Here is a 21,540-nt window from a genome sequence, read left to right on the forward strand (position 1 = left end):
ATTAATCCGGAAAGTGGCTTGTGATTATGAAACCTATAGTTCCTACTAAAATTACAATAAATGAATAAGTAAACATCCACATCGCAAATGGTTGTAACAACATGAAAACTCCAATTAAAATTAATATCGTCGATAAGTTTTCCCAGTAAACTCTTCTAAATATTTTTCTCATTAATGACTTTTCTCCTTGCATTATTTTCTTACTGCTCCAAAGGTAATACCTCTTAAAAGATGTTTTCTTAAAATTATTGTAAAAATCATAACAGGTAAAAGAAATAAAGTTGTTCCCGCACCAATTGCTGGCCAATCAAGACCACCTTCACCAATGATCGTAGGAATAAATGGTGGAGCTGTTTGTGCATTGAATTGGGTTAGTAAAACAGCAAAAGCGTATTCGTTCCATGAAAAAATCATACAAAAAATTGCTGTTGCAGCTATACCAGTCATTGCTTGTGGAAGAACAACTTTAAAGAAAGCTTGAAGTCTAGAATATCCATCAATCATAGCTGCTTCTTCATATTCTTTAGGAATTTCATCCATGAATCCTTTTAATAACCATACTGCTAAACTTAAGTTTACAACCGTATACAATATGATCATTCCAAGGTGAGTATCCCCAAGACCTAATTTTCTATACATAATAAATATAGGAACAGCCACTGCTATTGGGGGAAACATTCTGGTCGAAAGAATAAAAAATAATAAATCATCTTTTAAAGGTACCCTAAACCTTGAAAATGCATATGCTGCCAATGCTCCTAAAAATACAGATGCAAATGTTGAACCAAATCCAATTATCATTGAATTTGAGTATCTACCCAAAAATTTTGATGGTCCTGTTATGACCATTTCTCTACTTCTAACTAGTTCTTCATACCAATTTTTTGGGGGAGGCAATGAATCAAGGTATTCTTGTGACTGTCTTGACCTATTAGTAAACAAGTTAACATATCCCTCTAGTGATGGTTCAAACAGAACTTCGGGTGGATATGAAATAGCACTATCAACATTTTTAAAACTCGTCATTACCATCCAAGATATTGGTATCAAAGTAATTACAGCGTAAACTATAATAATAGCAGCAGCCATTTTTTTTGAAAAAGACGAAGGTTCCAAATATGATCTAGAGGTATCCATCAGCGTTCCTTTATTTTATTCATTACTTTTACATAGACATTTCCGAAACCAAATATGGTAACAAAAAGAATAACAGCAAATGCTGAGCTGTAACCTGTTTTCCATTTTTCAAACGCTTCTCTTTTTAAGTTAATTGAAGCAAGCTCTGTAGCGGAGCCAGGACCACCAGAGGTTAGCTCAACAACCATGTCAAACATTTTGAAATTCTCAATCCCTCTAAAAAGTAGAGCTAGTAATAAAAATGGTAGAACGGAAGGCAAAGTAATATATATGAATTGCTGCCATTTACTGGCTCTATCAACCTCTGCAGCTTCATATAAATAATTTGGAACAGATCTTAGGCCTGCTAAGCAAATTAACATTGTAAAAGGTGTCCACATCCATGTATCAACAATAACAATAGCCCAAGGAGCAAGCGTACTTGAACCAATCATGTCAAAGCTTCCTAAATCATAAAAAAAATTAACCACATAATTAAATAAACCTACTTGAGGGTTATAAAGATAAGTCCAAAATACCCCTACTACTGCAGGTGATAACATCATGGGTAAAACAATTAATGTTGTAAGTAGTTCATTACCTTTAAATTTTCTGTTTAGAAGTAAAGCTAAACCTAAGCCTATAATTGCTTGAAGTAACAAAGTCCAAAACATAAAGCTTGCTGTAACTTGCATTTTTTCCCATATGGCTTCTTTATTAAGAACTTTAATATAATTTTTTAAACCAACAAATTGAGGTTCTCTTCCAATTTTATTTGCGTAAAAATTTGTAAAAGACATTTTGATTGCATAGACCAATGGATAAATATTAATAGCCAGAAGTAAAAGTACAGTTGGTCCAATAAAAAGCCAACCTACAGCTTTATCAGAAAGTCCCTTGAATTTTTTTTTAACGCTCATATGAATTTTAATAAAAAAAGGGGAGGTTTAACCCCCCCTAATTTTTAATTTCTTAACTATTAATGTTAAAGTTTTCCGTCTGCTTCGAACACTTCAACCCACTCCTCGATAATTTTATCTAGAGCTTCTTTAGCAGTTCCTTTTCCATTAACAACATAGTCATGAATTGCTTCTTGCATAGGAAGCATTAACTCAACGAATGTCGGTTCTTGCCAAAAATCTTTGACAATTCCCATTGAGTCCAAGAACCCTTGTGCATAAACAGTAGATGTTGGAAATGATGGTGAATTTAAAACATCATTATGACATGAGTACCCACCTAGATCCCACCATTTTTGCTGTACATCTGGTCTTGCAAACCACTTAATGTATTCAAGAGCAAGATCTTGTTTGTCTGAGTATTTAACAACAGATATCCCTTGTCCACCTAATGTTGCAGCTGCAACATTTTGTTTTGGATTTGCAAAGAAACCACTAACTCTTCCACCACTGTCTTCTTTAGAAACACCAGGCCAGAAAGCATACCAGTTCATTTGAAATGCAACTTGCCCCGATTTGTAAGCATCTAAGTTTGCAACCATGTAAGCGTCAGAGTGTCCTGGAGGTGCACAGTCTTCATATAACTTTCTATAAAACTCAACCGCTTCAACAGCTTGTGGTGAATTGAAATATCCTTCCATATCGTATGGTTTGTTAGGATTTTCATATTCCATACCCCATGCATACATAGCAGCTGTAACACCCATTGTTATACCTTCTGATCCACGTTCTGTGTTAATTGCAGCCCCATATCTTTTTTGACCATCAATTTCTCTTCCTTGGAAGAACGTACACATATCATATAGTTGATTCCAGTTAGCTGGAACTCCTAGATCATATCCGTGTTTCTTTTTGAACTCTGATTTAAGTTCTGGTCTTTCAAACCAGTCCTTTCTATAAGCCCAAGCTAATGCATCTCCCATAGCTGGTAATGCGTAGTAATTTTTACTACCCTTTGGCCAAGTCGAATATGCATAAACAGTAGCTGGCGAGAAATCACTCATTGAAATTCCCTCTTTATCAAAGAAGTCATTCAATTTCACGTAATGCCCATAAACAGCTCCAGCACCGATCCATTGTGAGTCACCAATTAATAAGTCAAATGTTTTACCTTTGTTGTTAAGTTCATTTAACATACGGTCAGCAAAATTTGGCCACGGTACAAACTCAAAGTTAACTTCTATTCCAGTTTCAGCAGTAAATTCTTTAGTTAACTCTTGCAAAGCATTAGCTGGGTCCCAAGCGGCCCATCCTAATGTTATAGATTTAGCATTTGAATTTACAGAGAACGAAAATAGAGAAACAAACAATAAAATCATTATTTTTTTCATTTTATCTCCTCTTAGTTTATTTTTGATAAGAATAGTCTACCCAAGATGAGTTGTGCCTGCTAGTATTTTTTTTATATAAATAAATTGTTAAAAAATTCAAAGAGAGAGGGGAGATAATGAACAATATAAAAGGTCCTGCAATTTTCCTAGCACAATTTGTAGGTGAAGATGCACCATTCAATTCTTTAGATAATATTTGTAAGTGGGTATCTTCACTAGGTTATAAAGGTGTTCAAATTCCAAGTTGGGATGCTAGATTAATTGATCTGAAGAAAGCGTCTGAAAGCAAAGATTATTGTGATGAAATCAAAGGCGTAACAAAAAAATATAATCTTGAAATCACAGAACTATCAACACATCTTCAAGGACAGTTGGTTGCAGTACACCCAGCTTACGACACAGCATTTGATGGATTTGCAGCGCCTGAGGTTAGAGGAAATCCAAAAGCAAGACAAGAGTGGGCAGTAAATCAATTAATGATGGCAGCTAAGGCCTCAAAAAATCTTGGGCTAGATAGACATGTTACTTTTTCAGGAGCACTTGCTTGGCCTTATGTTTATCCTTGGCCACAAAGACCTGAAGGATTAATTGAAAATGCATTTAATGAGCTTTCAAATCGATGGAAACCAATTCTCGATCAATTTGATCAAAATGGAGTTGATCTCTGTTACGAGATACATCCAGGAGAAGATCTACATGATGGTATTACATTTGAAATGTTTTTAGAAAAAGTTGGTAACCATAAAAGATGCAATATGCTTTATGATCCTAGTCATTATGTCTTACAAAATTTAGATTACTTAGCTCATATAGATATTTATCATGAAAAAATAAAAATGTTTCATGTTAAAGATGCAGAGTTAAATCCTTCTGGAAAACAAGGAGTTTACGGTGGTTTTCAATCTTGGGTTAACAGAGCGGGTAGATTTAGATCCCTTGGTGATGGACAAGTAGATTTTAAATCAATTTTTTCAAAATTTACTTCATACGGTTATGATGGTTGGGCAGTTCTTGAATGGGAGTGCTGTTTAAAACATCCAGAAGATGGTGCAAGAGAAGGAGCTGAATTTATTAAAAATCATATTATCAACACTACAGAAAAAGCATTTGATGATTTTGCAGGAAGTGGCGCTGATATTGAAGCTAATAAAAAAATGCTAGGTATAAATTAGTGCAAAGAAAAATCCGTATTGGAATGGTTGGCGGAGGAGAGGGCGCTTTTATTGGAGGTGTTCACAGAATAGCGCTAAGACTTGATGGTCATTACGAATTAGTAGCAGGGTGTTTTTCATCTGATTTTAATAACTCAAAAGAAACTGGAAGAAAACTTGGATTGTCGAAAGAACGTATATATGAAACTTATCAGGAAATGGCAGAAAAAGAGTCTGATCGTTCAGATGGAATAGATGTTGTTTCTATTGTAACTCCTAATCATCTTCATGTGCCAGTGGCAAAAATTTTTGCAGAAAAAGGTATTCACATTATTTGTGATAAGCCTCTTGCCTTATCAAGTGAGGAAGCAAATTCTCTTAAAGATATAATAGAAAATAAAAAGATAATCTTTGCTTTAACACATAATTATACTGGATACCCAATGGTAAGACATGGAAGATCTCTTATTAAAAAAGGTGATCTTGGAAAAATAAGAGTTATACAAGCAGAATATCCTCAAGATTGGTTAACTACAAAAGCTGAAGATACTGGTTTAAAACAAGCTGAGTGGAGAACTGATCCTAAAAGATCAGGAGGAGGAGGTTGCATAGGAGATATTGGTACTCATGCATTTAATCTTATTAGATTTATAACTGAGTTAGAATTGGATGAGTTATCAGCTGACATTCATACTTTTGTGAAAGGCCGAAAATTAGATGATAATGCACAAATCATGCTTAGATTTAAAGGCGGTGCAAAAGGTGCGATATGGTCTAGTCAAGTTGCAGTCGGTAATGAAAATAATCTTAAAATCAGAGTGTATGGTGAAAATGGTGGGTTAGAGTGGAAACAAGAAGATCCGAATTATTTGTATTATACAAAATTTGGAAAACCTACTGAAAAAATAACAAGAGGTAGTGGCAGTGCAAATAAAGAAGCTAACGACGTTACAAGAGTTCCGCCGGGTCATCCAGAAGGATATTTGGAGGGTTTTGCAAATATTTATACTGATGTTTCTAAAAAATTAAATGCTCAAATAAAAAATGAACATTATGACGAGTTAGATGACTGCTACCCAACTATTTATGATGGAGTCGAAGGTATGAAGTTTATAGAGACTGTTTTAGATTCAAGCAAAAACAATAGTAAATGGATTAAGTTTAATAAATAAAATTAAATTAATTTTGATAAGTCTCTTTTATTTGTTTTATAAGTTGGCAGTGGATATTTAAAAGCATATTTCCCAACACGACTTTCTTTGGCTTTTTCCCAAAGAGCCAACCACTGTTTGAAATTTTTTATTTCAATATTTTTTTTATTTCTACTTCTCACATAAAAATTTGGAAGAGGTTCTCTACCTGAAGGTTGTCCAGCTATATTATATCTTAGGTCAGCACTTATTCTAAAGTCGTCAGATCTATTTGGTAAAGAACAATGTATAGAGTGTTTGTGCAACAATATTACATCACCAATATTTGCTTCCAAATAAATATGCTCCATATTATCAAGTAATTCACTATTTTTTAATTCCACTTGTCCCCTGTATCCAGATATATGATTTAATAATCCCATTTTATTAATTTTTTTAACTGTAATCATGCATCCATTCTTCTTCGTTGTTTTAGTAAAAGGAATCCAAACTGTGACCATATCTGTTAATTTTTGTCCCCGAGAATTTAAAACAGCAGCATCTTGATGCCAAGGTGTTCTTCCACTTAAACCGTCATGAATTGATCCTTTTGGTAATTTTTTTTCAGGTTGTTTAATTCTAGTATTTTGAACCGGGTTTGACATTATTTCTTTCCCCAAAATTTTTTCTACTAAATCTAAAATTTTTTTATTAGTAATTAAATTCCACAATGATTGTGTAGCAAAATAATCGCTATCTTTTTTTACGTGGTCTCTCGGTAATCTTGTATTAAAATATTGATCCAAATCATAGATATTAAGTTTAGAAATAAAAGAATATTTTTTTCTAAAATCGAGATTAAGAATTTTTTTAATCTCTTTTCTCTTAGTGTATTTTTGTATGAGACAATCCATTACAAATTCCATATCATTAAGAACTGGTTTTAAGTCTCTCTCAAAATTAAGTACATTTTTTATAATTAAATAACCATTCTCATATAATTTTTTTTGAAAAGTGTTTTTCATTATTAAAATTTATTTTATCATTCAAATAATTTCAATGGTTTGGTGGTGTGGTTAAATAGTTCGCGTCATGAAAAGAAGTAAGCATTCTTTTTTTGTTGCTAACTACGTGTGGATAATATGAGATCCCTTTGTAATTCCATATTACCGGTTTATTTAACGCATAACTGCCATAAATAAAAAAACGTTTTGGACAATTTCTTTCTATAAACCTCTTTACTCCATGATAAGAATTTGGAGTAGATTGAAAAAAAACGACAGTTCCTTTTTTTGGCGTAAAAGACTTAACTATTTCGAGTTCAGTTATTTTTGGAAATCTTCTAAAACTCTTTCTTAAATTTTTTTTTACTTTTTTTCTGTAGATAGTAAGAGAACCACCATTTTTTTTTGGTATGTCGGTTAAATAAATTAAGAAATTGTATAATCTAGTTATATCATCTCTGTGAGGTCGTAATCTATATCCTCCTTTTGACACTGAAAAGTCTATATCTAAATTTACTTTAGGATTAGTATAATTATTACCTAACATTTTTTTTAATTCAGTTGAATTTAATTTTTTTTTAACAGTAAACTTTTTAGGATTAAATGATTGTGGTTTATATAAATTAACCCACGATCCATCCTTAAAATTTTTTGTAAAAAGATTTTCAATTTTCTTATAAAAAGACTTACTATTAAAAAGCTTAAAAAGTTTTGCGGAGTTAACTGAATTTTTGATGTATAAATTAAAATTTTTTGAACCTTTGTTAATCCTACTTCTACCCCCCATAATCATATCATCAAATGATTTTGAGTTACTGATTTCTTTTATTAATAAATTACAGATATTTTTTGAAACAACATTGTTTCCAACTAAAACAGGAAAGTTACTTTTGATTTTTTTTAATCTATTTGTACTTAGCATTTAGCTGTACATTCCTTCTTTCACTTTAATCATTTTATACATCAGATCGTTTAAAGGTGTTTTAATCCCATGTTTTTTTCCTATTTTTGAAACTGCACCACTAATAAAGTCTATTTCAGTCTTTCTCTTATATTGAACATCAAAAGCCATTGAAGATTTGTTGGTTTGCATGGAGTCTACAATTTTATTAAACATAAATAAGCATTCATCTTCTGAAACATTAACTCCATCTGCAAGCGCCACTTCTCTTGTCTCTAAAATTATTTCTTTACCCAAACCTCGAGATACTTCGTTTGCTTTATTGTTTATATATAAATCAGTATGATGAAGATCAAAAATTGCAGATAATGGTCCAATTGCTGTTAAAGCAAAAAGCTTCATCCATTTTCTTTTCTTTACATCTTCTGCAGCAATCATTTCAAGATTATGTGCTGTAAAAGTATCTGCTATTTCTTTAATTCGATCAGTAATTCCTCCCTCGTACTCACCAATCCAAGATGGTAACGAACCATGATTCATTATATGACCTGGTCCTAAAATGTTTGAAGCTTGAGTTGTTGTTCCACCAATTACTTTTTCATTACCAACAATACCTTGAATAATTGCTTCATGACCAATACCATTTTGAAAAGACATGAATACTGTTTTATCTCCTATGATATTTTTAATACTGTTTAATGCTGGCTCTAAAGCTGTAGCTTTACACATAACTATTATAGCGTCTACTTTATCTAAAGACGACGGATCTGAGGTTGCTTTAACTTTGATTACTCTATCACCACCATGTCCATCCATTTTCAAACCATCTTTATTAATTGCATCTACATGTTCTTTCCAAACATCAATTAAAACTACATTCAAACCTTTTTCAGCAAGCAAACCACCAAACAAGCAACCCATTGCCCCTGCACCAAGAACAGCTACTTTCAAATCTTTATTAATCATCGTTACCTTATTTAAAATTATTTATGTATAGAAATTATATATATTATCTATAGACATTATGCAAAATAAATTATAGCTTATTTACATCATGCAATTAAAAATAGAAAAAGGAACTTTTAAAGATTACTCATTAAAAGATATTTCAGATGCATTAAAAAAAGGATTGACTGAAAATTTCAAAAACGTTGAAGTAGAAGTGGTAGATTGTCCTAACCTTAGAGATTGGGATTGTCCATCTGAAGGAATAAGTGGAAATCAAAAAATAATAGACGTTGGTGGAGAGCCTTATATGCATGATCCAAAATTTATTGGTGCAGAGTTTGACTACCAAGAAATATCTAAAATGATCGACTCTGAAAAATCTTATGCCTTAGGAGCTGGATCAGGTGCAATGTCATGTTTAGACGGTCACTGTGGAGAACTAATTATTAATGAAAATTTAATTACTGATGAGTCTAAATCAATAATTGCAAGAGTAAGTCCAGATAGAAAATGTATTGTCGAAAAATATTCTGCAAAAAAACATGGTGGACTTGGAAACATTTATTACACAGATGGTAAACAAGGAAAAGTTATTAAAATAAAAATCAAAGGTAGAAAAGGAGAACAAGGTTCTTTACCTCAAGCAATGAGGTCTTCTTTGTCAAAAAATTTAAATATTAAAAATAACGAGCATATGTCTCTCTCTGGAGTATTTAGAGTTTTAGATGGAAAAATAAGATCACATGTTCAGCCTGATTATAAAGATATAAAACATGAGTATTACGATCCAAAACAAATGAAATGTGTTAAGGATTTTCTTCAATTCTATGAGCCGGTTGGACCAAAATTGCAGTGTTATACAGTTCTTTGGACTGGTGATCCTACAGGAGGAGACTTAAATTTAAGAGAGTCTGGTGAGCATACTCACTTTCATTCTTATGAGCACAATAGAGATGCTGGTCATTATCATTTTGACGTTACACCAAATGAGATAGAATATGAGGGATATTTCAATACTGCAACGGAAGTACACAGAGTAAACAATATTTATAAAGAACTAAAAAATAAAAATATTATTGAATAGAAAACTGAATGTGTTTAAATTTATTTAATGAAAAGACAGTTTAAATACCCAAAACACTTCGAAGAACAAAAAAAAATTCCAAAACTAACTCAAAAAAGAATTCAACTAGCAGAAATATCACTTGGTGATTTTGAAGGAAGATTAGCCAATGAATTATTGAATTGGTTTTCTTTAACCCCACAACATTGGATAATGTTGCATATGGTTATGCTTGCTTATTACAAAAATAAATCAATTACTAAAAATCAACTACTTAAAGTAATTGAGAAATCATATTTGACCTCAAACGTCTATATCGATACAGCAATTAAAAAAGGTTATTTTAGAATTATTAGAAATGAGAGAGACAAAAGATCCATTTTTATTTTACCTTCAGTAATTACTATCAAAACCTTTGAGGAGTTTATTGATAGAAGAGATATTCTTTATAAAGGAATTAAATGAAGAATATCTATACATGGGCTGCTAAACCAGCAAAACGAACTTTAACTGTTGGAGACTTAAAAACAGCTAAAGGAAAAAGAAAATTCACGCAAGTTACTGCGAACAGCATTGAAGAAGCAGAGGCAGCAGAAAAAGCAGGATTTGATATGATTATATCAAACGCAAAAAATGTAATTCCTGTAAGACAAGGTTCAAAAAATTTATTTTTAACAGCTGCTTTAGTATTAAATGAGTTCGTAACTGCAGAGGACGTTATGCGAGGAGCTTTTAAAGCTTTAGAAAATGGTGCAGATGCAGTTATGACACCTAGAAGTATGGATATAGTTGAAATGCTAGCTAAGGAAGATGTTCCAGTAATGGGGCATTTGGGTTTGGTTCCAAGAAAATCTACTTGGATTGGTGGCTTGAGAGCAGTGGGCAAAACTGCAGATGAAGCATATGATCTATTTCAAAAATTTAAAAGATTAGAAGATGCAGGTGCTTTTTCTGCAGAGTGTGAAGTTATACCAGAAAATGTAATGGGTGAAATTTCAAAGCGCACAGATATTGTTACTGTTTCATTAGGTTCAGGGAAAAATGCTGATGTAATGTATTTATTTATGGAAGATATTTGTGGTGATACTGAAAATCCTCCAAGACACTCTAAAGCATACGGAAATTTATTAAGATTAAGACAAGAAATTAAAATTGAAAGATTAAAAGCTCTTAAAGCTTTTAAAAAAGACTCAATTACTGGTAAATTTCCTGGAAAAAAACAATCATCTAATTTAGAGAAAAAACAATTTGAGAAATTTTTAGATCAAATAGATTAGTAAGTAGCGTTATCATCTTTTTTTGATAAAGAACCTTTCATTTTGTCAACTGTAGCTTTGGCACTAGTACTTAAGGCTCTTAAATCAGATGCTATGGTTACAAAATTAAAACCTTTTTCAATCATCTTAGTTGCATATTCTGTAGTACCATTATGAATTCCTGCAAAAATATTATTTTTTTTAGCATGTTCTAAAATTCTTAAAATTTCTGAATAAGCTTTTGTAGACTCAGGTTTGTCAAACCCCGGTTTTTCACCTATAGCTAAACTTAAATCTGCTGGTCCAATATAAATACCGTCAACACCTGGTGTAGACATAATTTCATCAAGATTTTCTAGGGATTCTTTTGTTTCTATCATTGCTAATTTTAGTATTTCATTATTAGCATGATCTGCATAATCAGCTCCGCCATAAATCAAACCTCTTACAGGACCAAAGCTTCTATAACCATCAGGTGGGTACATGCATGCTTGAACAAAGTTTTCAGCCTCTTTTTTATTACTTACCATCGGGCATATAATTCCATAACACCCAGCATCTAATATTTTCATTATTTGACCTGGTTCATTCCAATTTACTCTTGCTAAAGGAGTTACCTCTGTTGTTGATATTGTTTGCATCATTGGAAGTGCATTACTGTAATCAATCAAACCATGTTGCATATCTACAGTTAGAGAGTCCCAACCTTGATGAGCCATTGCTTCAGCTGATGCTGTGCTTGGAATTGCACACCAACCATTGATGACGGGTTTACCGTCTTTCATCATTTGTTTAACTTTATTTTTTCTCATTAATTCAGATTTTTAAGCCCATGTGAGTGTATTTCACATTTAAATAATCTTTTATTGCGCCTGATCCTCCCTCACGCCCGTAACCAGTTTGTTTTATTCCTCCAAAAGGTGCCTCTGCAATTGCAACAACACCAGTATTAACTGCTACACAACCAGATTCTAATTTCTCAGATCCAATATGAGCTTTATCCATAGAATTAGTATACAAATAACTACATAATCCTAAATCATTGTCATTTGCTCTTTCAATTACCTCATCAAAAGTTTTAAAAGTCAAAATTGGAACAAGTGGCCCAAAAGGTTCTTCTTTCATTATTGTAAAATTATCTTTAACGTCATCAAAAACAGTTGGTTCATAATAATATCCTTTATTGAAACCAGAGGGTCTTTGTCCTCCCATTAATACTTTCGCTCCTTCTTTTTTAGTTGTATCAACAAGTTTTTCTATTTCTTCCAGTCTCTTTGCAGTAGTTAAAGGTCCTAAATCAACTCCATCATCCATACCATTTCCAATTTTTAATTTTTTTGCTCTTTCTATAAAAGCATTAACAAACTCATCTTTTCGATTTTCTTGGATATAAAATCTATTTGGAGAAATACAGACTTGACCATTATTTCGAAATTTACCAGTTATTGCTATATCAGCTACTTTATTCATATCTACATCTTCACAAACTATAAAAGGAGAATGTCCACTAAGTTCCATAGTTACTCTTTGAACTTTATCGGCTGCCTTTTTTAAAATTAATTTACCAACTCTTGTAGATCCCGTTACTGAAACTTTTTTAATTATATCTGACTCCATTAATTCGTTAGAAACTTCTGCAGGATCACCAGATAATAGATTTACCACACCATCTGGTACACCAGCTTCCTTACAAATATTAACTAATTCCATTACAGCTCCAGGAGTAATTACATCTGGTTTACATATGACAGAACAACCAGCAGCTAAGGAAGTTGAAATTTTTCTTGAAGCCAATACTATTGGAAAATTCCAAGGAACCAAAGCAGCCACTACTCCAACTGGCTGATAATAAACGTGGACTCTTGTATCTGGAAATCTACTTTGTTGTGTTTGACCATAAATCCTTTTTGTTTCTTCAGCATTCCACTCAAAAATGTCAGCACCGCCGCCGACTTCACCAACAGCTTCGGTTAGTGGTTTTCCCACCTCTAGCGTTAACCATTTTGCAAGTACATCTTTTTTTTCTCTCATTAGATCGGCAATTTTTCTCAACACATAGGCTCTTTGCCATGGTGCAGTATTTTTCCAAACTTCCAAACCTTTTTCTGCTGACTTTAATGCTTTCTGTACTTCAATAGATGAAGCTTTCGACGCTTTTCCAATCACTTCTTCAGTTGCAGGATTGATTACATCATAAGTTTCTTTTTTTTCAGCTTGTTGCCATTTACCATCAATGAATTGTCCAAATTTTTCGTACATAGATTTTATTTTTAAGTTTACTTAATTGGGTTTTTTAATTTATAAATAGAATTATATATAAAGACTATACATATTAAAAGACAAACATACTTTATGAAAAAAATTAAACTTACATGCGCTCATGCAATCGTAAAATATTTGATAGCTCAAAAAATATTAATTAATGGTAAAAAAGAACCTTTATTTCCAGGTGTCTTTGGAATTTTTGGGCATGGAAATGTAGCTTGTTTAGGTCAAGCACTAGAGGAAAATCAAAAAGAACTCCCAACATTTAGAGGACATCACGAACAAAATATGGCTCTTACAGGAATTGGTTATGCTAGGGCTAAAAGAAGACAACAAATTTTTGTAGCGACATCTTCTGTTGGGCCTGGTGCAACGAATATGGTTACAGCTGCTGCAGTTGCCATGAGTAACAGGTTGCCAATTTTATTTTTACCCGGAGACACTTATGCAAACAGAATGCCAGATCCAGTATTGCAACAAGTTGAGCAATTTAATAATCCTGGAATAACAGCTAATGATGCATTTAAACCAGTTACAAGATATTTTGATCGAATAACTAGACCTGAACAGATTATTCAATCATTCCCAGCAGCAGTTCAAACAATGTTAGATCCTGCAGACTGTGGTCCGGCATGTATCGCTTTAAGTCAAGATATACAAGGTCAAACATTTGAATATCCTGAGGAATTTTTTAAAGAAAGAGTACACGCAATCAGAAGACCACGACCAGATGAATTTCAAATTAAAGAGGCAGCAGAAAAAATTAAGTTATCTAAAAATCCAATTATAATTTCAGGTGGCGGAGTTTTTTACTCAGATGCAATGGATGAGTTGAGCCAGTTCGCAATTAAACACAACATTCCTGTAACTCAAACCGTAATGGGATACTCTACTATGAAAAAAGATCATTCTCATTTTGCAGGTCAAATAGGAGGTTTGGGTGGAAAAAATACAAATAATTTAGCAAAAGAAACAGATTTAGCAATTGCAGTTGGAACAAAACTTGCAGATTTTACAACTGGATCTTGGGCAAATTTTGAGAACGAAAATTTTAAACTTGTTTCAATAAATGTATCAAGATTTGATGCTAACAAACATTTAGCTCAAGCTGTCGTTGGAGATGCTAAAGTTTCATTAAATGAGCTTTCACAAGCATTAGGTAATTGGAAAGCAGAGGAAGAATGGAATAAAAAATCTCAAATTGAACTTAAATTATGGAATGAACATATAGATAAAGAGAGTGCGCCAACAAATCAAGAAGTTCCAAGTTATGTTCAAGTAATTGGTGCAATCTATCGAAATTCTGACCCAACAGATATTGCTGTTACGGCAGCTGGAGGTTTGGTTGGTGAAGTAGTTCAAGTTTGGAGACCTAGAGAGTTAAATACTCATGAAACAGAGTGGGGTTTTAGCTGTATGAGCTATGAAATTTCAGGTGCTCTTGGAATAAAAATGGCTAATCCAGATAAAGAAGTAATTTCTTTTGTAGGAGATGGCTCTTATCTTTTAAATAACACAGATATATATTCATCAGTTATTACAAAAAATAAATTAATAATTATAGTTTGTGATAATGGTGGGTTCGCAGTTATCAATCGACTTCAATTATTTAAAGGTGGTAAAGAATTTAATAACTTATTAAAGAGCTCTAATACTCCCGGATTAGTTGATGTTGATTTTGCAAAACATGCAGAAAGTATGGGAGCAAAATCTGAGCACGTTAATTCAATTTCAGATCTAGAAGCTGCATTCAAGAGAGCAAAAGCTTCTGAAGTAACTTACGTTATTTCAATAAAAACTCATGCATATAAATGGGTTGAAGGTTCAGCTTTTTGGGACAGTCCAACACTTGAAATCCCAAAAACTAGGGAAAATGAGGAAGCTTTAAAACTTTATAAAGAAGGAAAAGACAAACAAAGACAAGGCGTATAGACCTTTATGAATAAAACTTTTAAGGTTGGTCTTATTGGTTGTGGACATATTGCTGAAACATATTTTAGAGGGCAACAATATTTTAATAATTTTAAAATAGTTGCTTGTGCAGATATTGATCAAAAAGCAGCTGATAAATGTGCAAAATTATACAATATTAAATCTAAAACAGTTGCACAAATTTTAAAAGACAACGAAATAGAAGTTATTTTAAATTTAACTATACCACAATCTCATTATTCAGTCTCAAAAAAAGTTTTAAATTCAGGTAAACACGTTTATTCAGAAAAACCTTTAGCAACTTATTTTTCAAAAGGTCAAGAACTCGTATCACTAGCAAAAAAAAACAAACTTTATCTTGGAAATGCTCCTGATACATTTTTAGGTGGGGGAATTCAAAAAGCTAGAGAATTAATTGACTCAGATTTAATTGGAGAGATTAAACTAGGTAACGCAATCTTTGCATTTCCAGGAGTAGAGTCTTTTCATCCTAAACCTGAGTCATGGTATAAAAAAGAAGGAGGTCCAGTAATCGATATGGGACCATATTTTTTCACGACCTTAGTAAATTTACTTGGACCTGCAAAACAAGTTCAAGGAAGAACATTAACTGCTTTTAAAAAGAGAATTTATGGAGTAGGACCTAAAAAAAATAAATCATTTAAAGTTGAAACACCCACAACATATTTAGCGACAATCCAATTTCACAGTGGTGCTATAATTCAGGTAACACTTTCTTTTGATGTAATTAATCATCAAAGAAACCACATGGAGCTTTATGGAACAAAAGGATCGATTATTGTTCCGGATCCAAATATGTTTGGAGGTTCTGTATTTATCTCTGTTACAGAAGGTGGAAAATGGGGTGAACATAAAACAGATAAGATGCATTTAGGAAAAATAAACATAACTTCTTCTAGTGGAAGATCAAATGAAGCTGCCACAAATGCAAACTATCGGAGTGTTGGTTTATCAGAAATGTTATATTCTATTCAGAAAAACAAAAAACATAGGTGTTCAGGTGATTTATCTTTACATGTATTAGATATAATCGAGTCAACCATGAGGGCAGCTAACACAGGAATTCCTCAAAAAATAAAAACAAAATGCGATAAGCCAAAAAAATTTACTGAAGAAGAAGTAAAAAAAATTTTAATTTAGATGTCAAAACCAATTGTTATATCTGACCCTTTTCCAAGAACATTAGATCTGATTTTTACAAAAAAAAAATTAATAGAATTAAAAACAAAATATAAAGTTTTAGTAGCACCTAATAAAAAAAAAAAACAATTTTATGAAAACTATATTGATAAGGCTACTTTCATTATGGGTCAACCAGACCTAGATAAAAAAATTTTGTCAAAAGCAAAAAAATTGAAAGCAATAATAAATGTTGAAAGTAATTTTATGAACAATGTTGATTATTCTTATTGTTCTAAAAAAGGAATTCATGTAATTGCAACTTCTCCAGTATTTTCAAAGCCTGTAGCAGAAATCGCACTTGGAATGACACTTTCTTTGTTAAGAAATATTCATAATGCTCATTTTGATTTTGTAAAAGGCAAAGAAAAATATGGATTAGATAGTAATTTAAAAGCATCACTATTATCGGGAAAAAAAATTGGATTATTAGGATTTGGTGATTTAGCAAAATCTTTATACCCAATGTTGCTACCGTTTACCAAAGATATAAATGTTTACGACCCTTGGTTATCTAAAAAAAGAATTAAAAGCTTTGGATTTAATCCAGTGAGCTTAAATCAAATGTTTAAAACATGCGAAATTATATATGTGTTAGCAGCTGTAACGACTAAAAATAAAAATTTAGTTAACAAAAATTTAATTAACAAAATGAAAACAAACTCATTATTTATATTGATGAGTCGAGCAGCAGTAGTAAATTTTAAAGATTTGATCAATAGAGTTAAAAAAGGAGATATATATGTAGCTACTGACGTATTTCCTGAGGAGCCAGTGAGAAAAAGTGACCCAATCAGAAAAGTTAAAAATATTTTGTTTTCAGCACATAGAGCTGGAGCTTTAACAGAGGCCTTTTTTGCTATGGGGGACATAGTTTTAAAGGACATGCATTTAATATCAAAAAATTTAAAACCAAAATTTTGTAAAAAGGCTGAATTGAAGACAGTAGGATTATTAGCTTCAAAACCAGTTGCAATTAATTGATATTTTTATAATTTTATAATTTATGTCGTCAACCATTAACCCACTTCTAGAAGCAAAAGGAATAACAAAATATTTTGGAACCATAACAGCATTAGAAAACGTTAATTTAAAAGTTCACGCAGGTGAATGCTTAGGAGTTGTTGGAGATAATGGTGCAGGAAAATCAACTTTAATGAAAGTACTATCTGGTCTTTATAAGCCTAGTGCAGGCTCATTATTCTTTCAAGGCAAAGAGGAAATTTTAGAAAGTCCAAGAGACTCTCAAAACTTAGGCTTAGAAATGGTTTATCAAGATCTTGCCTTAGCTGGAAACTTACCAATAGGTGAAAATATATTTCTTGGAAGAGAACCCACTAAAAATTTAGGATTTATAAAATTATTAGACTTTAATAAAATTAAAGAATTAACAAATGCTCATTTAGATAAATTAAAAATAAATGTGAAAAGTGCAGATCAGAAAGTAGAGGAACTTTCAGGTGGTCAAAGACAAGCAGTTGCAATTGCTAGATCTACAGCTTTTAATGCTAAAGTAGTAATTATGGATGAACCAACTGCTGCATTAGCAATCAAAGAAGTGGGTAAAGTATTGGATTTAATTAATAGTTTAAAAAAAACAGGTGTTGGAGTGATTGTAATTAGTCATAGAATGGATGATATATTTACAGTATGTGACAGAGTGATGGCTTTGTTTCAAGGAACAAATTTTGCAGAAGCTAACCTATCAAATACATCTAGAGATGAAGTGATTGGTTGGATTATGGGAAAAAAATAAATATGGAAGATAAAGATAAAAAAATTGAAAGTCTTCATTTGAAACTAATGCCATATTTAGAAAAATATGGAATTCTTCTTTTATTAGTAATTATGATTTTGGTTATGCACATTTTACAACCAGATGTTTTTTTATCTTGGAGAAATGTAACTAACGTTTTTAAACAAATATCTTGGCAATCAATGTTAGCTTTGGGAGTATTTATGGTAATTGTGACTGCTGGAATAGATCTCTCGGTTGGTTCAATAATGATGTTATCATTAATGATTTTAGCTGTAGTTGCTAAAGCCGGAGCGCCTTGGTATATTGTGGTTATTACACCTTTAATTGCAGGATTTTTATGTGGTCTATTTAATGGCCTAGGTATCACCTTACTTCGCATGCCACATCCTTTTATAATGACATTAGGTACACTTTATATATTTAGAGGAACTGGAAACTTAATCTCTGGTGGAACTCCTATAAGTGGTTTTACAGACGAAGTCAGGTACCTTGGTCATGGAAGAATTGATCTTCAATGGTTAGGATTAGAAAAATCGCAATACCTTCCTGTAAGTTTAGTTTTGATTGCAATAGTATATATAATTTTTTGGATTTTTTTAAATCATAGTAAAACTGGAAAGTGGATTTACGCTATCGGAGGAAATCCAAATGCTGCTAGAGCATCTGGAATTAATGTTAACAAAATTTTAGTTATAGTTTATTCATTATGTGGATTTCTATCTGGTATTGGTGCTTTAATTTTAGCAGGTAGAACAGACTCAGGCTATCCTAACGCTGGACTTCAATCTGAACTTGATGCGATCGCTGCATGTATAATCGGAGGAGCAAGTTTTTTTGGTGGAAGAGGTACAGTCCTAGGGGTATTTGCAGGTGTAATGATTATGGGAATTCTAAGAAATGGTCTCAATTTGATGGATGTTAGTTCTTTTTGGCAGCAAGTATTAATAGGTTCTATAATAGTTCTTGCAGTCTATATAGATGTATTAAGAAGAGATTTGGGAACTAGAAAGTAAATTATACTTACTTACTCGTCCTAGTTGTATTCAAAATTGTCTTATCACCTTCATAAACAGTTGAACTCTTCTAATTTTTTTTATTTAATTTAGTTTTTTAAATAACAATAGGGGAAATAAATGAAGAACTTAACAAGAAAAATTGTTGTTTTTTTTACAGCAATTTTTTTATCAATCAGTATAGGTTCAGTTTCTTTTGCTGATGGACATGGTAAAAAAATTCTATTCAGTATTAAAGGTCCTGGATCAGGAAACCCTTTTTGGGCATCTGTAACAAAAGGTGCTGAAGAGGAAGCCAAAAAACTTGGTGTTAAATTAATTTTAATTGCACCTCCTCAAGAAGGAGATGTACAGGCACAGATAAACCAAGTCGAGGACCAACTTGCAAAAGGCGTTGACGCTTTAGCACTTGCACCAGGAGATCCAAATGCATTTGCTCCAATCGTTGATGATGCTATCAAAAGTGGAGTTCCTGTAGTATTCGTTGACACAAAAGGAATAAACGAAGGAGTAACTTTTATAGGAACAAATAACATGAATGGTGCAGAGTTAGCTGCAAAATTTATTTGTGACAAAACTCCTAAAGGTTCAGATGTTGCAATTTTAACTGGTATTGAGTCACAATCTACAGCATTGTTAAGAAGAGATGGTGCAATAAAAGGTTTTAAAAATTGTGGATTAAACATTGTTGCAACTCAAACTGCTGAGTGGGATACTGCAAAAGGTAGATCTGTAACTGAGTCGATTATTTTAAAAAATCCAAACATTAAAGCAATATTTGCTTCAAATGATAATATGGGCTTAGGTGCTATGCAGGCTCTTAAAGATGCAGACATGAATGATGTGGTTGTAGTAGGATTTGATGCTACGCCAGATGCAGCTACAAGTATCTTAAAAGGAGAGATGACAGCAACAATTGCTCAGTTTTCTTATAACATGGGCGCATATGGAGTAAAATATGCTCTAGAATTAGCTAATGGTGGAAGTATTGATCCAAATATTGATACAGGAACGCAATTAGTAACAAAAGAAAACGCTAACGATTTTAAATAATCATTAGATAATAAAATATTAAAAAGGGTGGAATTTAATTCCACCCTTTTTTTTTATGTAATATAATATTTTAATGTTAATAAATATTAATCCAGTTTTAAGCCCTGAACTATTATTTCATCTAAGATCTATGGGTCATGGAGAAAAATTAATTTTAGCTGATGCGAATTTTCCTGCTAATACTTCAAATGATAAGGTAATAAGATTAGATGGAGTTGGTATTAAAGAAGCAGCCTCAGCAATCCTCTCAGTTTTTCCTCTTGATAGTTTTATTGTTACACAAGGTGGATCTCCAGCTTTGAGAATGGAAGTGGATGATCAACCAGATGAATTAACAGAGACGCATAAGGAATTTATTGATGTAGTTAAAAATGTTTCTGGAGAAAATTGGAAAGTTGGTTCAATATCTAGACAAAATTTTTACGAAGAAGCAAAAAAAGCATACTGCATAGTTACAACTACAGATGCTAGACCTTTTGGATGTTTTGTTTTAACCAAAGGTGTAATTTTACCAGATGGCAAGGTTTGGTCATAAAATTTAACAAATGAAATCTATTTCTATATTAGGAGTTTTTGTAGCAGATTTATGTTTTATTGGAGATAGAATTCCCAGCAAAGGTCAAACAATTTTAGGAAAAAAACATGTAGTAGGTCCAGGTGGAAAAGGATCAAATCAAGCGATTGCAGCTGCTAGATTAAATGGAGATGTAAGTTTTATTACCAAAGTTGGTAAAGATAGTCATTCTGAAATGGCATTTAATCTTTATAGGGAAGCTGGAGTAAAAACCCATTCAATTATTCAGGATGAAAAACTTTTTACAGGAGTTGCTGGTATTATGATCGATAAAGATGGAAACAATGCAATCAATATTGTTTCTGGAGCGGCTGAACATCTATTTGCTGACGATATAGATGATAAAGTTGAAACAATTAAAAATTCAGAAATATTTTTGACACAAATGGAAACTCCTGATGAAATTACTATTTACGCATTAAAGAAAGCAAAAGAACATAAATGTATAACTATTTTAAATCCTGCCCCAGCACGTAAAATTGATGAGGATATTTTTAAAATAATAGATTTTTTTACACCAAATGAAACAGAAGCTGAATTTTATTTAAATAAAAAAATTGAAACAAGTGAAGATATAAAAAACGCAGCTAATGATTTGTTAAAAAAAGGTATAAAAAATGTGATTATTACTTTAGGAGAAAAAGGTATTTATTTCGCAAACGGAAAAGAAAACTTTTTCCTGGAAGCTTATAAACTAAAACAACCTGTAATAGATACTACAGGAGCAGGAGACGCATTTAATGGAGCTTTTGCTGTCGGTTTAGCAAATGATCTAGATATAAAAGAAGCTTTATCATTCGCAAATAAAGTTGCAGGTATTTCAACGACAAGATTAGGTGCTGCTTCATCTATGCCTTTTGCTAAAGAACTAACATATAATTAAAT

At 32.1% G+C, this 21,540-nt stretch carries 22 protein-coding genes; 13 read left to right on the forward strand and 9 right to left on the reverse strand.

Translation table 11 applies throughout. The features are described from left to right. Position 1: 1 nt before the first annotated feature. From ACTT9R_RS06570 to ACTT9R_RS06585, 4 genes are all read right to left on the reverse strand, one after another. The gene (locus ACTT9R_RS06570; protein WP_256998244.1) at positions 2-172 is read right to left on the reverse strand and encodes a hypothetical protein; all 171 of its coding nucleotides are present in this window, start codon (positions 170-172) and stop codon (positions 2-4) included. Between the two features lie 20 nt (positions 173-192). Then, positions 193-1,137 (reverse strand): carbohydrate ABC transporter permease, encoded by a 945-nt coding sequence (locus ACTT9R_RS06575; RefSeq protein WP_440908460.1) that lies wholly within the window; start codon positions 1,135-1,137, stop codon positions 193-195. Then, a complete protein-coding gene (locus ACTT9R_RS06580) occupies positions 1,137-2,036 on the reverse strand; it encodes a carbohydrate ABC transporter permease (RefSeq protein ID WP_023854043.1) in 900 nt (299 codons plus the stop codon). The genes ACTT9R_RS06575 and ACTT9R_RS06580 overlap by 1 nt, the downstream gene beginning before the upstream one ends. Before the next feature lie 65 nt (positions 2,037-2,101). Further along, on the reverse strand, positions 2,102-3,406 hold the full coding sequence (locus tag ACTT9R_RS06585) for an ABC transporter substrate-binding protein (RefSeq protein WP_440927210.1): 1,305 nt from the start codon (positions 3,404-3,406) through the stop codon (positions 2,102-2,104). 116 nt (positions 3,407-3,522) lie between these two features. Between ACTT9R_RS06585 and ACTT9R_RS06590 the strand changes: the two genes are divergently transcribed. Both ACTT9R_RS06590 and ACTT9R_RS06595 read left to right on the forward strand, forming a co-directional pair. Then, positions 3,523-4,578 carry a sugar phosphate isomerase/epimerase family protein gene (locus ACTT9R_RS06590; protein ID WP_440927211.1) on the forward strand — a complete coding sequence of 352 codons (1,056 nt, stop codon included), beginning with the start codon at positions 3,523-3,525 and terminating at the stop codon, positions 4,576-4,578. Continuing rightward, the gene (locus ACTT9R_RS06595) at positions 4,578-5,729 is read left to right on the forward strand and encodes a Gfo/Idh/MocA family protein (RefSeq protein WP_440927212.1); all 1,152 of its coding nucleotides are present in this window, start codon (positions 4,578-4,580) and stop codon (positions 5,727-5,729) included. The genes ACTT9R_RS06590 and ACTT9R_RS06595 overlap by 1 nt, the downstream gene beginning before the upstream one ends. A gap of 2 nt (positions 5,730-5,731) precedes the next feature. Here ACTT9R_RS06595 and ACTT9R_RS06600 read toward each other — a convergent pair whose 3' ends face one another. Genes ACTT9R_RS06600 through ACTT9R_RS06610 form a run of 3 tightly spaced genes read right to left on the reverse strand, consistent with a single transcriptional unit; the run spans position 5,732 to position 8,558 of the window. Continuing rightward, the gene (locus ACTT9R_RS06600; protein ID WP_440927213.1) at positions 5,732-6,712 is read right to left on the reverse strand and encodes a phytanoyl-CoA dioxygenase family protein; all 981 of its coding nucleotides are present in this window, start codon (positions 6,710-6,712) and stop codon (positions 5,732-5,734) included. A gap of 31 nt (positions 6,713-6,743) precedes the next feature. Further along, on the reverse strand, positions 6,744-7,613 hold the full coding sequence (locus ACTT9R_RS06605; RefSeq protein WP_440927214.1) for a 2OG-Fe(II) oxygenase: 870 nt from the start codon (positions 7,611-7,613) through the stop codon (positions 6,744-6,746). After that, positions 7,614-8,558, reverse strand: coding sequence for a ketopantoate reductase family protein (locus tag ACTT9R_RS06610; protein WP_440927215.1), 945 nt, complete (start codon positions 8,556-8,558; stop codon positions 7,614-7,616). A gap of 88 nt (positions 8,559-8,646) precedes the next feature. On the opposite strand from ACTT9R_RS06610, the gene ACTT9R_RS06615 reads away from it, so the two are divergent. From ACTT9R_RS06615 to ACTT9R_RS06625, 3 genes are read left to right on the forward strand one after another with little or no spacing between them, the layout of a single operon-like run. Beyond that, entirely contained in the window at positions 8,647-9,624 is a 978-nt protein-coding gene (locus tag ACTT9R_RS06615; RefSeq protein WP_440927216.1) for a DUF1907 domain-containing protein, read from the forward strand. Between the two features lie 27 nt (positions 9,625-9,651). After that, positions 9,652-10,068 (forward strand): MarR family transcriptional regulator, encoded by a 417-nt coding sequence (locus ACTT9R_RS06620; RefSeq protein ID WP_023854035.1) that lies wholly within the window; start codon positions 9,652-9,654, stop codon positions 10,066-10,068. Further along, positions 10,065-10,880, forward strand: coding sequence for a 3-methyl-2-oxobutanoate hydroxymethyltransferase (locus ACTT9R_RS06625; protein WP_440927217.1), 816 nt, complete (start codon positions 10,065-10,067; stop codon positions 10,878-10,880). Before ACTT9R_RS06620 ends, ACTT9R_RS06625 begins: the two co-directional genes overlap by 4 nt. Here ACTT9R_RS06625 and ACTT9R_RS06630 read toward each other — a convergent pair. Together ACTT9R_RS06630 and ACTT9R_RS06635 are read right to left on the reverse strand one after the other, a co-directional pair. Next, the gene (locus tag ACTT9R_RS06630; RefSeq protein WP_440927218.1) at positions 10,877-11,671 is read right to left on the reverse strand and encodes an HpcH/HpaI aldolase family protein; all 795 of its coding nucleotides are present in this window, start codon (positions 11,669-11,671) and stop codon (positions 10,877-10,879) included. The genes ACTT9R_RS06625 and ACTT9R_RS06630 overlap by 4 nt on opposite strands. A gap of 4 nt (positions 11,672-11,675) precedes the next feature. Next, positions 11,676-13,118 (reverse strand): NAD-dependent succinate-semialdehyde dehydrogenase, encoded by a 1,443-nt coding sequence (locus ACTT9R_RS06635; RefSeq protein ID WP_440927219.1) that lies wholly within the window; start codon positions 13,116-13,118, stop codon positions 11,676-11,678. A gap of 93 nt (positions 13,119-13,211) precedes the next feature. Between ACTT9R_RS06635 and iolD the strand changes: the two genes are divergently transcribed. From iolD to rbsK, 8 genes are all read left to right on the forward strand, one after another. Continuing rightward, positions 13,212-15,056 (forward strand): 3D-(3,5/4)-trihydroxycyclohexane-1,2-dione acylhydrolase (decyclizing), encoded by a 1,845-nt coding sequence (gene iolD, locus ACTT9R_RS06640; RefSeq protein ID WP_440927220.1) that lies wholly within the window; start codon positions 13,212-13,214, stop codon positions 15,054-15,056. A 6-nt stretch (positions 15,057-15,062) separates the two neighbouring features. After that, positions 15,063-16,217, forward strand: a complete 1,155-nt coding sequence (locus tag ACTT9R_RS06645) for a Gfo/Idh/MocA family protein (RefSeq protein WP_440927221.1) — start codon at positions 15,063-15,065, stop codon at positions 16,215-16,217. After that, positions 16,218-17,240, forward strand: coding sequence for an NAD(P)-dependent oxidoreductase (locus tag ACTT9R_RS06650; RefSeq protein WP_440927222.1), 1,023 nt, complete (start codon positions 16,218-16,220; stop codon positions 17,238-17,240). 22 nt (positions 17,241-17,262) lie between these two features. Then, a complete protein-coding gene (locus ACTT9R_RS06655) occupies positions 17,263-18,012 on the forward strand; it encodes an ATP-binding cassette domain-containing protein (RefSeq protein WP_440927223.1) in 750 nt (249 codons plus the stop codon). Positions 18,013-18,014: 2 nt separating this feature from the next. Then, a complete protein-coding gene (locus ACTT9R_RS06660; protein WP_440927224.1) occupies positions 18,015-19,028 on the forward strand; it encodes an ABC transporter permease in 1,014 nt (337 codons plus the stop codon). A gap of 120 nt (positions 19,029-19,148) precedes the next feature. After that, entirely contained in the window at positions 19,149-20,081 is a 933-nt protein-coding gene (locus ACTT9R_RS06665) for a sugar ABC transporter substrate-binding protein (RefSeq protein ID WP_440925425.1), read from the forward strand. 73 nt (positions 20,082-20,154) lie between these two features. Continuing rightward, positions 20,155-20,616, forward strand: coding sequence for an RbsD/FucU family protein (locus tag ACTT9R_RS06670; protein WP_440927225.1), 462 nt, complete (start codon positions 20,155-20,157; stop codon positions 20,614-20,616). Between the two features lie 10 nt (positions 20,617-20,626). After that, positions 20,627-21,538, forward strand: coding sequence for a ribokinase (gene rbsK, locus ACTT9R_RS06675; protein ID WP_440927226.1), 912 nt, complete (start codon positions 20,627-20,629; stop codon positions 21,536-21,538). Positions 21,539-21,540 lie beyond the last annotated feature (2 nt).

The sequence above is a fragment of the Candidatus Pelagibacter sp. genome, from assembly GCF_052049835.1.
Classification (GTDB): domain Bacteria; phylum Pseudomonadota; class Alphaproteobacteria; order Pelagibacterales; family Pelagibacteraceae; genus Pelagibacter.

Bases quoted from the DNA above. Each gene is read 5' to 3' on its own strand.
- ACTT9R_RS06670 (WP_440927225.1), top strand. From the start codon at position 20,155: ATGTTAATAAATATTAATCCAGTTTTAAGCCCTGAACTATTATTTCAT.
- ACTT9R_RS06580 (WP_023854043.1), bottom strand. From the start codon at position 2,036: ATGAGCGTTAAAAAAAAATTCAAGGGACTTTCTGATAAAGCTGTAGGT.
- ACTT9R_RS06585 (WP_440927210.1), bottom strand. From the start codon at position 3,406: ATGAAAAAAATAATGATTTTATTGTTTGTTTCTCTATTTTCGTTCTCT.
- ACTT9R_RS06665 (WP_440925425.1), top strand. From the start codon at position 19,149: ATGAAGAACTTAACAAGAAAAATTGTTGTTTTTTTTACAGCAATTTTT.
- ACTT9R_RS06625 (WP_440927217.1), top strand. From the start codon at position 10,065: ATGAAGAATATCTATACATGGGCTGCTAAACCAGCAAAACGAACTTTA.
- ACTT9R_RS06635 (WP_440927219.1), bottom strand. From the start codon at position 13,118: ATGTACGAAAAATTTGGACAATTCATTGATGGTAAATGGCAACAAGCT.
- ACTT9R_RS06630 (WP_440927218.1), bottom strand. From the start codon at position 11,671: ATGAGAAAAAATAAAGTTAAACAAATGATGAAAGACGGTAAACCCGTC.
- ACTT9R_RS06660 (WP_440927224.1), top strand. From the start codon at position 18,015: ATGGAAGATAAAGATAAAAAAATTGAAAGTCTTCATTTGAAACTAATG.
- ACTT9R_RS06575 (WP_440908460.1), bottom strand. From the start codon at position 1,137: ATGGATACCTCTAGATCATATTTGGAACCTTCGTCTTTTTCAAAAAAA.
- iolD (WP_440927220.1), top strand. From the start codon at position 13,212: ATGAAAAAAATTAAACTTACATGCGCTCATGCAATCGTAAAATATTTG.
- ACTT9R_RS06615 (WP_440927216.1), top strand. From the start codon at position 8,647: ATGCAATTAAAAATAGAAAAAGGAACTTTTAAAGATTACTCATTAAAA.
- ACTT9R_RS06590 (WP_440927211.1), top strand. From the start codon at position 3,523: ATGAACAATATAAAAGGTCCTGCAATTTTCCTAGCACAATTTGTAGGT.
- ACTT9R_RS06645 (WP_440927221.1), top strand. From the start codon at position 15,063: ATGAATAAAACTTTTAAGGTTGGTCTTATTGGTTGTGGACATATTGCT.
- ACTT9R_RS06655 (WP_440927223.1), top strand. From the start codon at position 17,263: ATGTCGTCAACCATTAACCCACTTCTAGAAGCAAAAGGAATAACAAAA.
- ACTT9R_RS06650 (WP_440927222.1), top strand. From the start codon at position 16,218: ATGTCAAAACCAATTGTTATATCTGACCCTTTTCCAAGAACATTAGAT.
- rbsK (WP_440927226.1), top strand. From the start codon at position 20,627: ATGAAATCTATTTCTATATTAGGAGTTTTTGTAGCAGATTTATGTTTT.
- ACTT9R_RS06610 (WP_440927215.1), bottom strand. From the start codon at position 8,558: ATGATTAATAAAGATTTGAAAGTAGCTGTTCTTGGTGCAGGGGCAATG.
- ACTT9R_RS06600 (WP_440927213.1), bottom strand. From the start codon at position 6,712: ATGAAAAACACTTTTCAAAAAAAATTATATGAGAATGGTTATTTAATT.
- ACTT9R_RS06570 (WP_256998244.1), bottom strand. From the start codon at position 172: ATGAGAAAAATATTTAGAAGAGTTTACTGGGAAAACTTATCGACGATA.
- ACTT9R_RS06620 (WP_023854035.1), top strand. From the start codon at position 9,652: ATGAAAAGACAGTTTAAATACCCAAAACACTTCGAAGAACAAAAAAAA.
- ACTT9R_RS06605 (WP_440927214.1), bottom strand. From the start codon at position 7,613: ATGCTAAGTACAAATAGATTAAAAAAAATCAAAAGTAACTTTCCTGTT.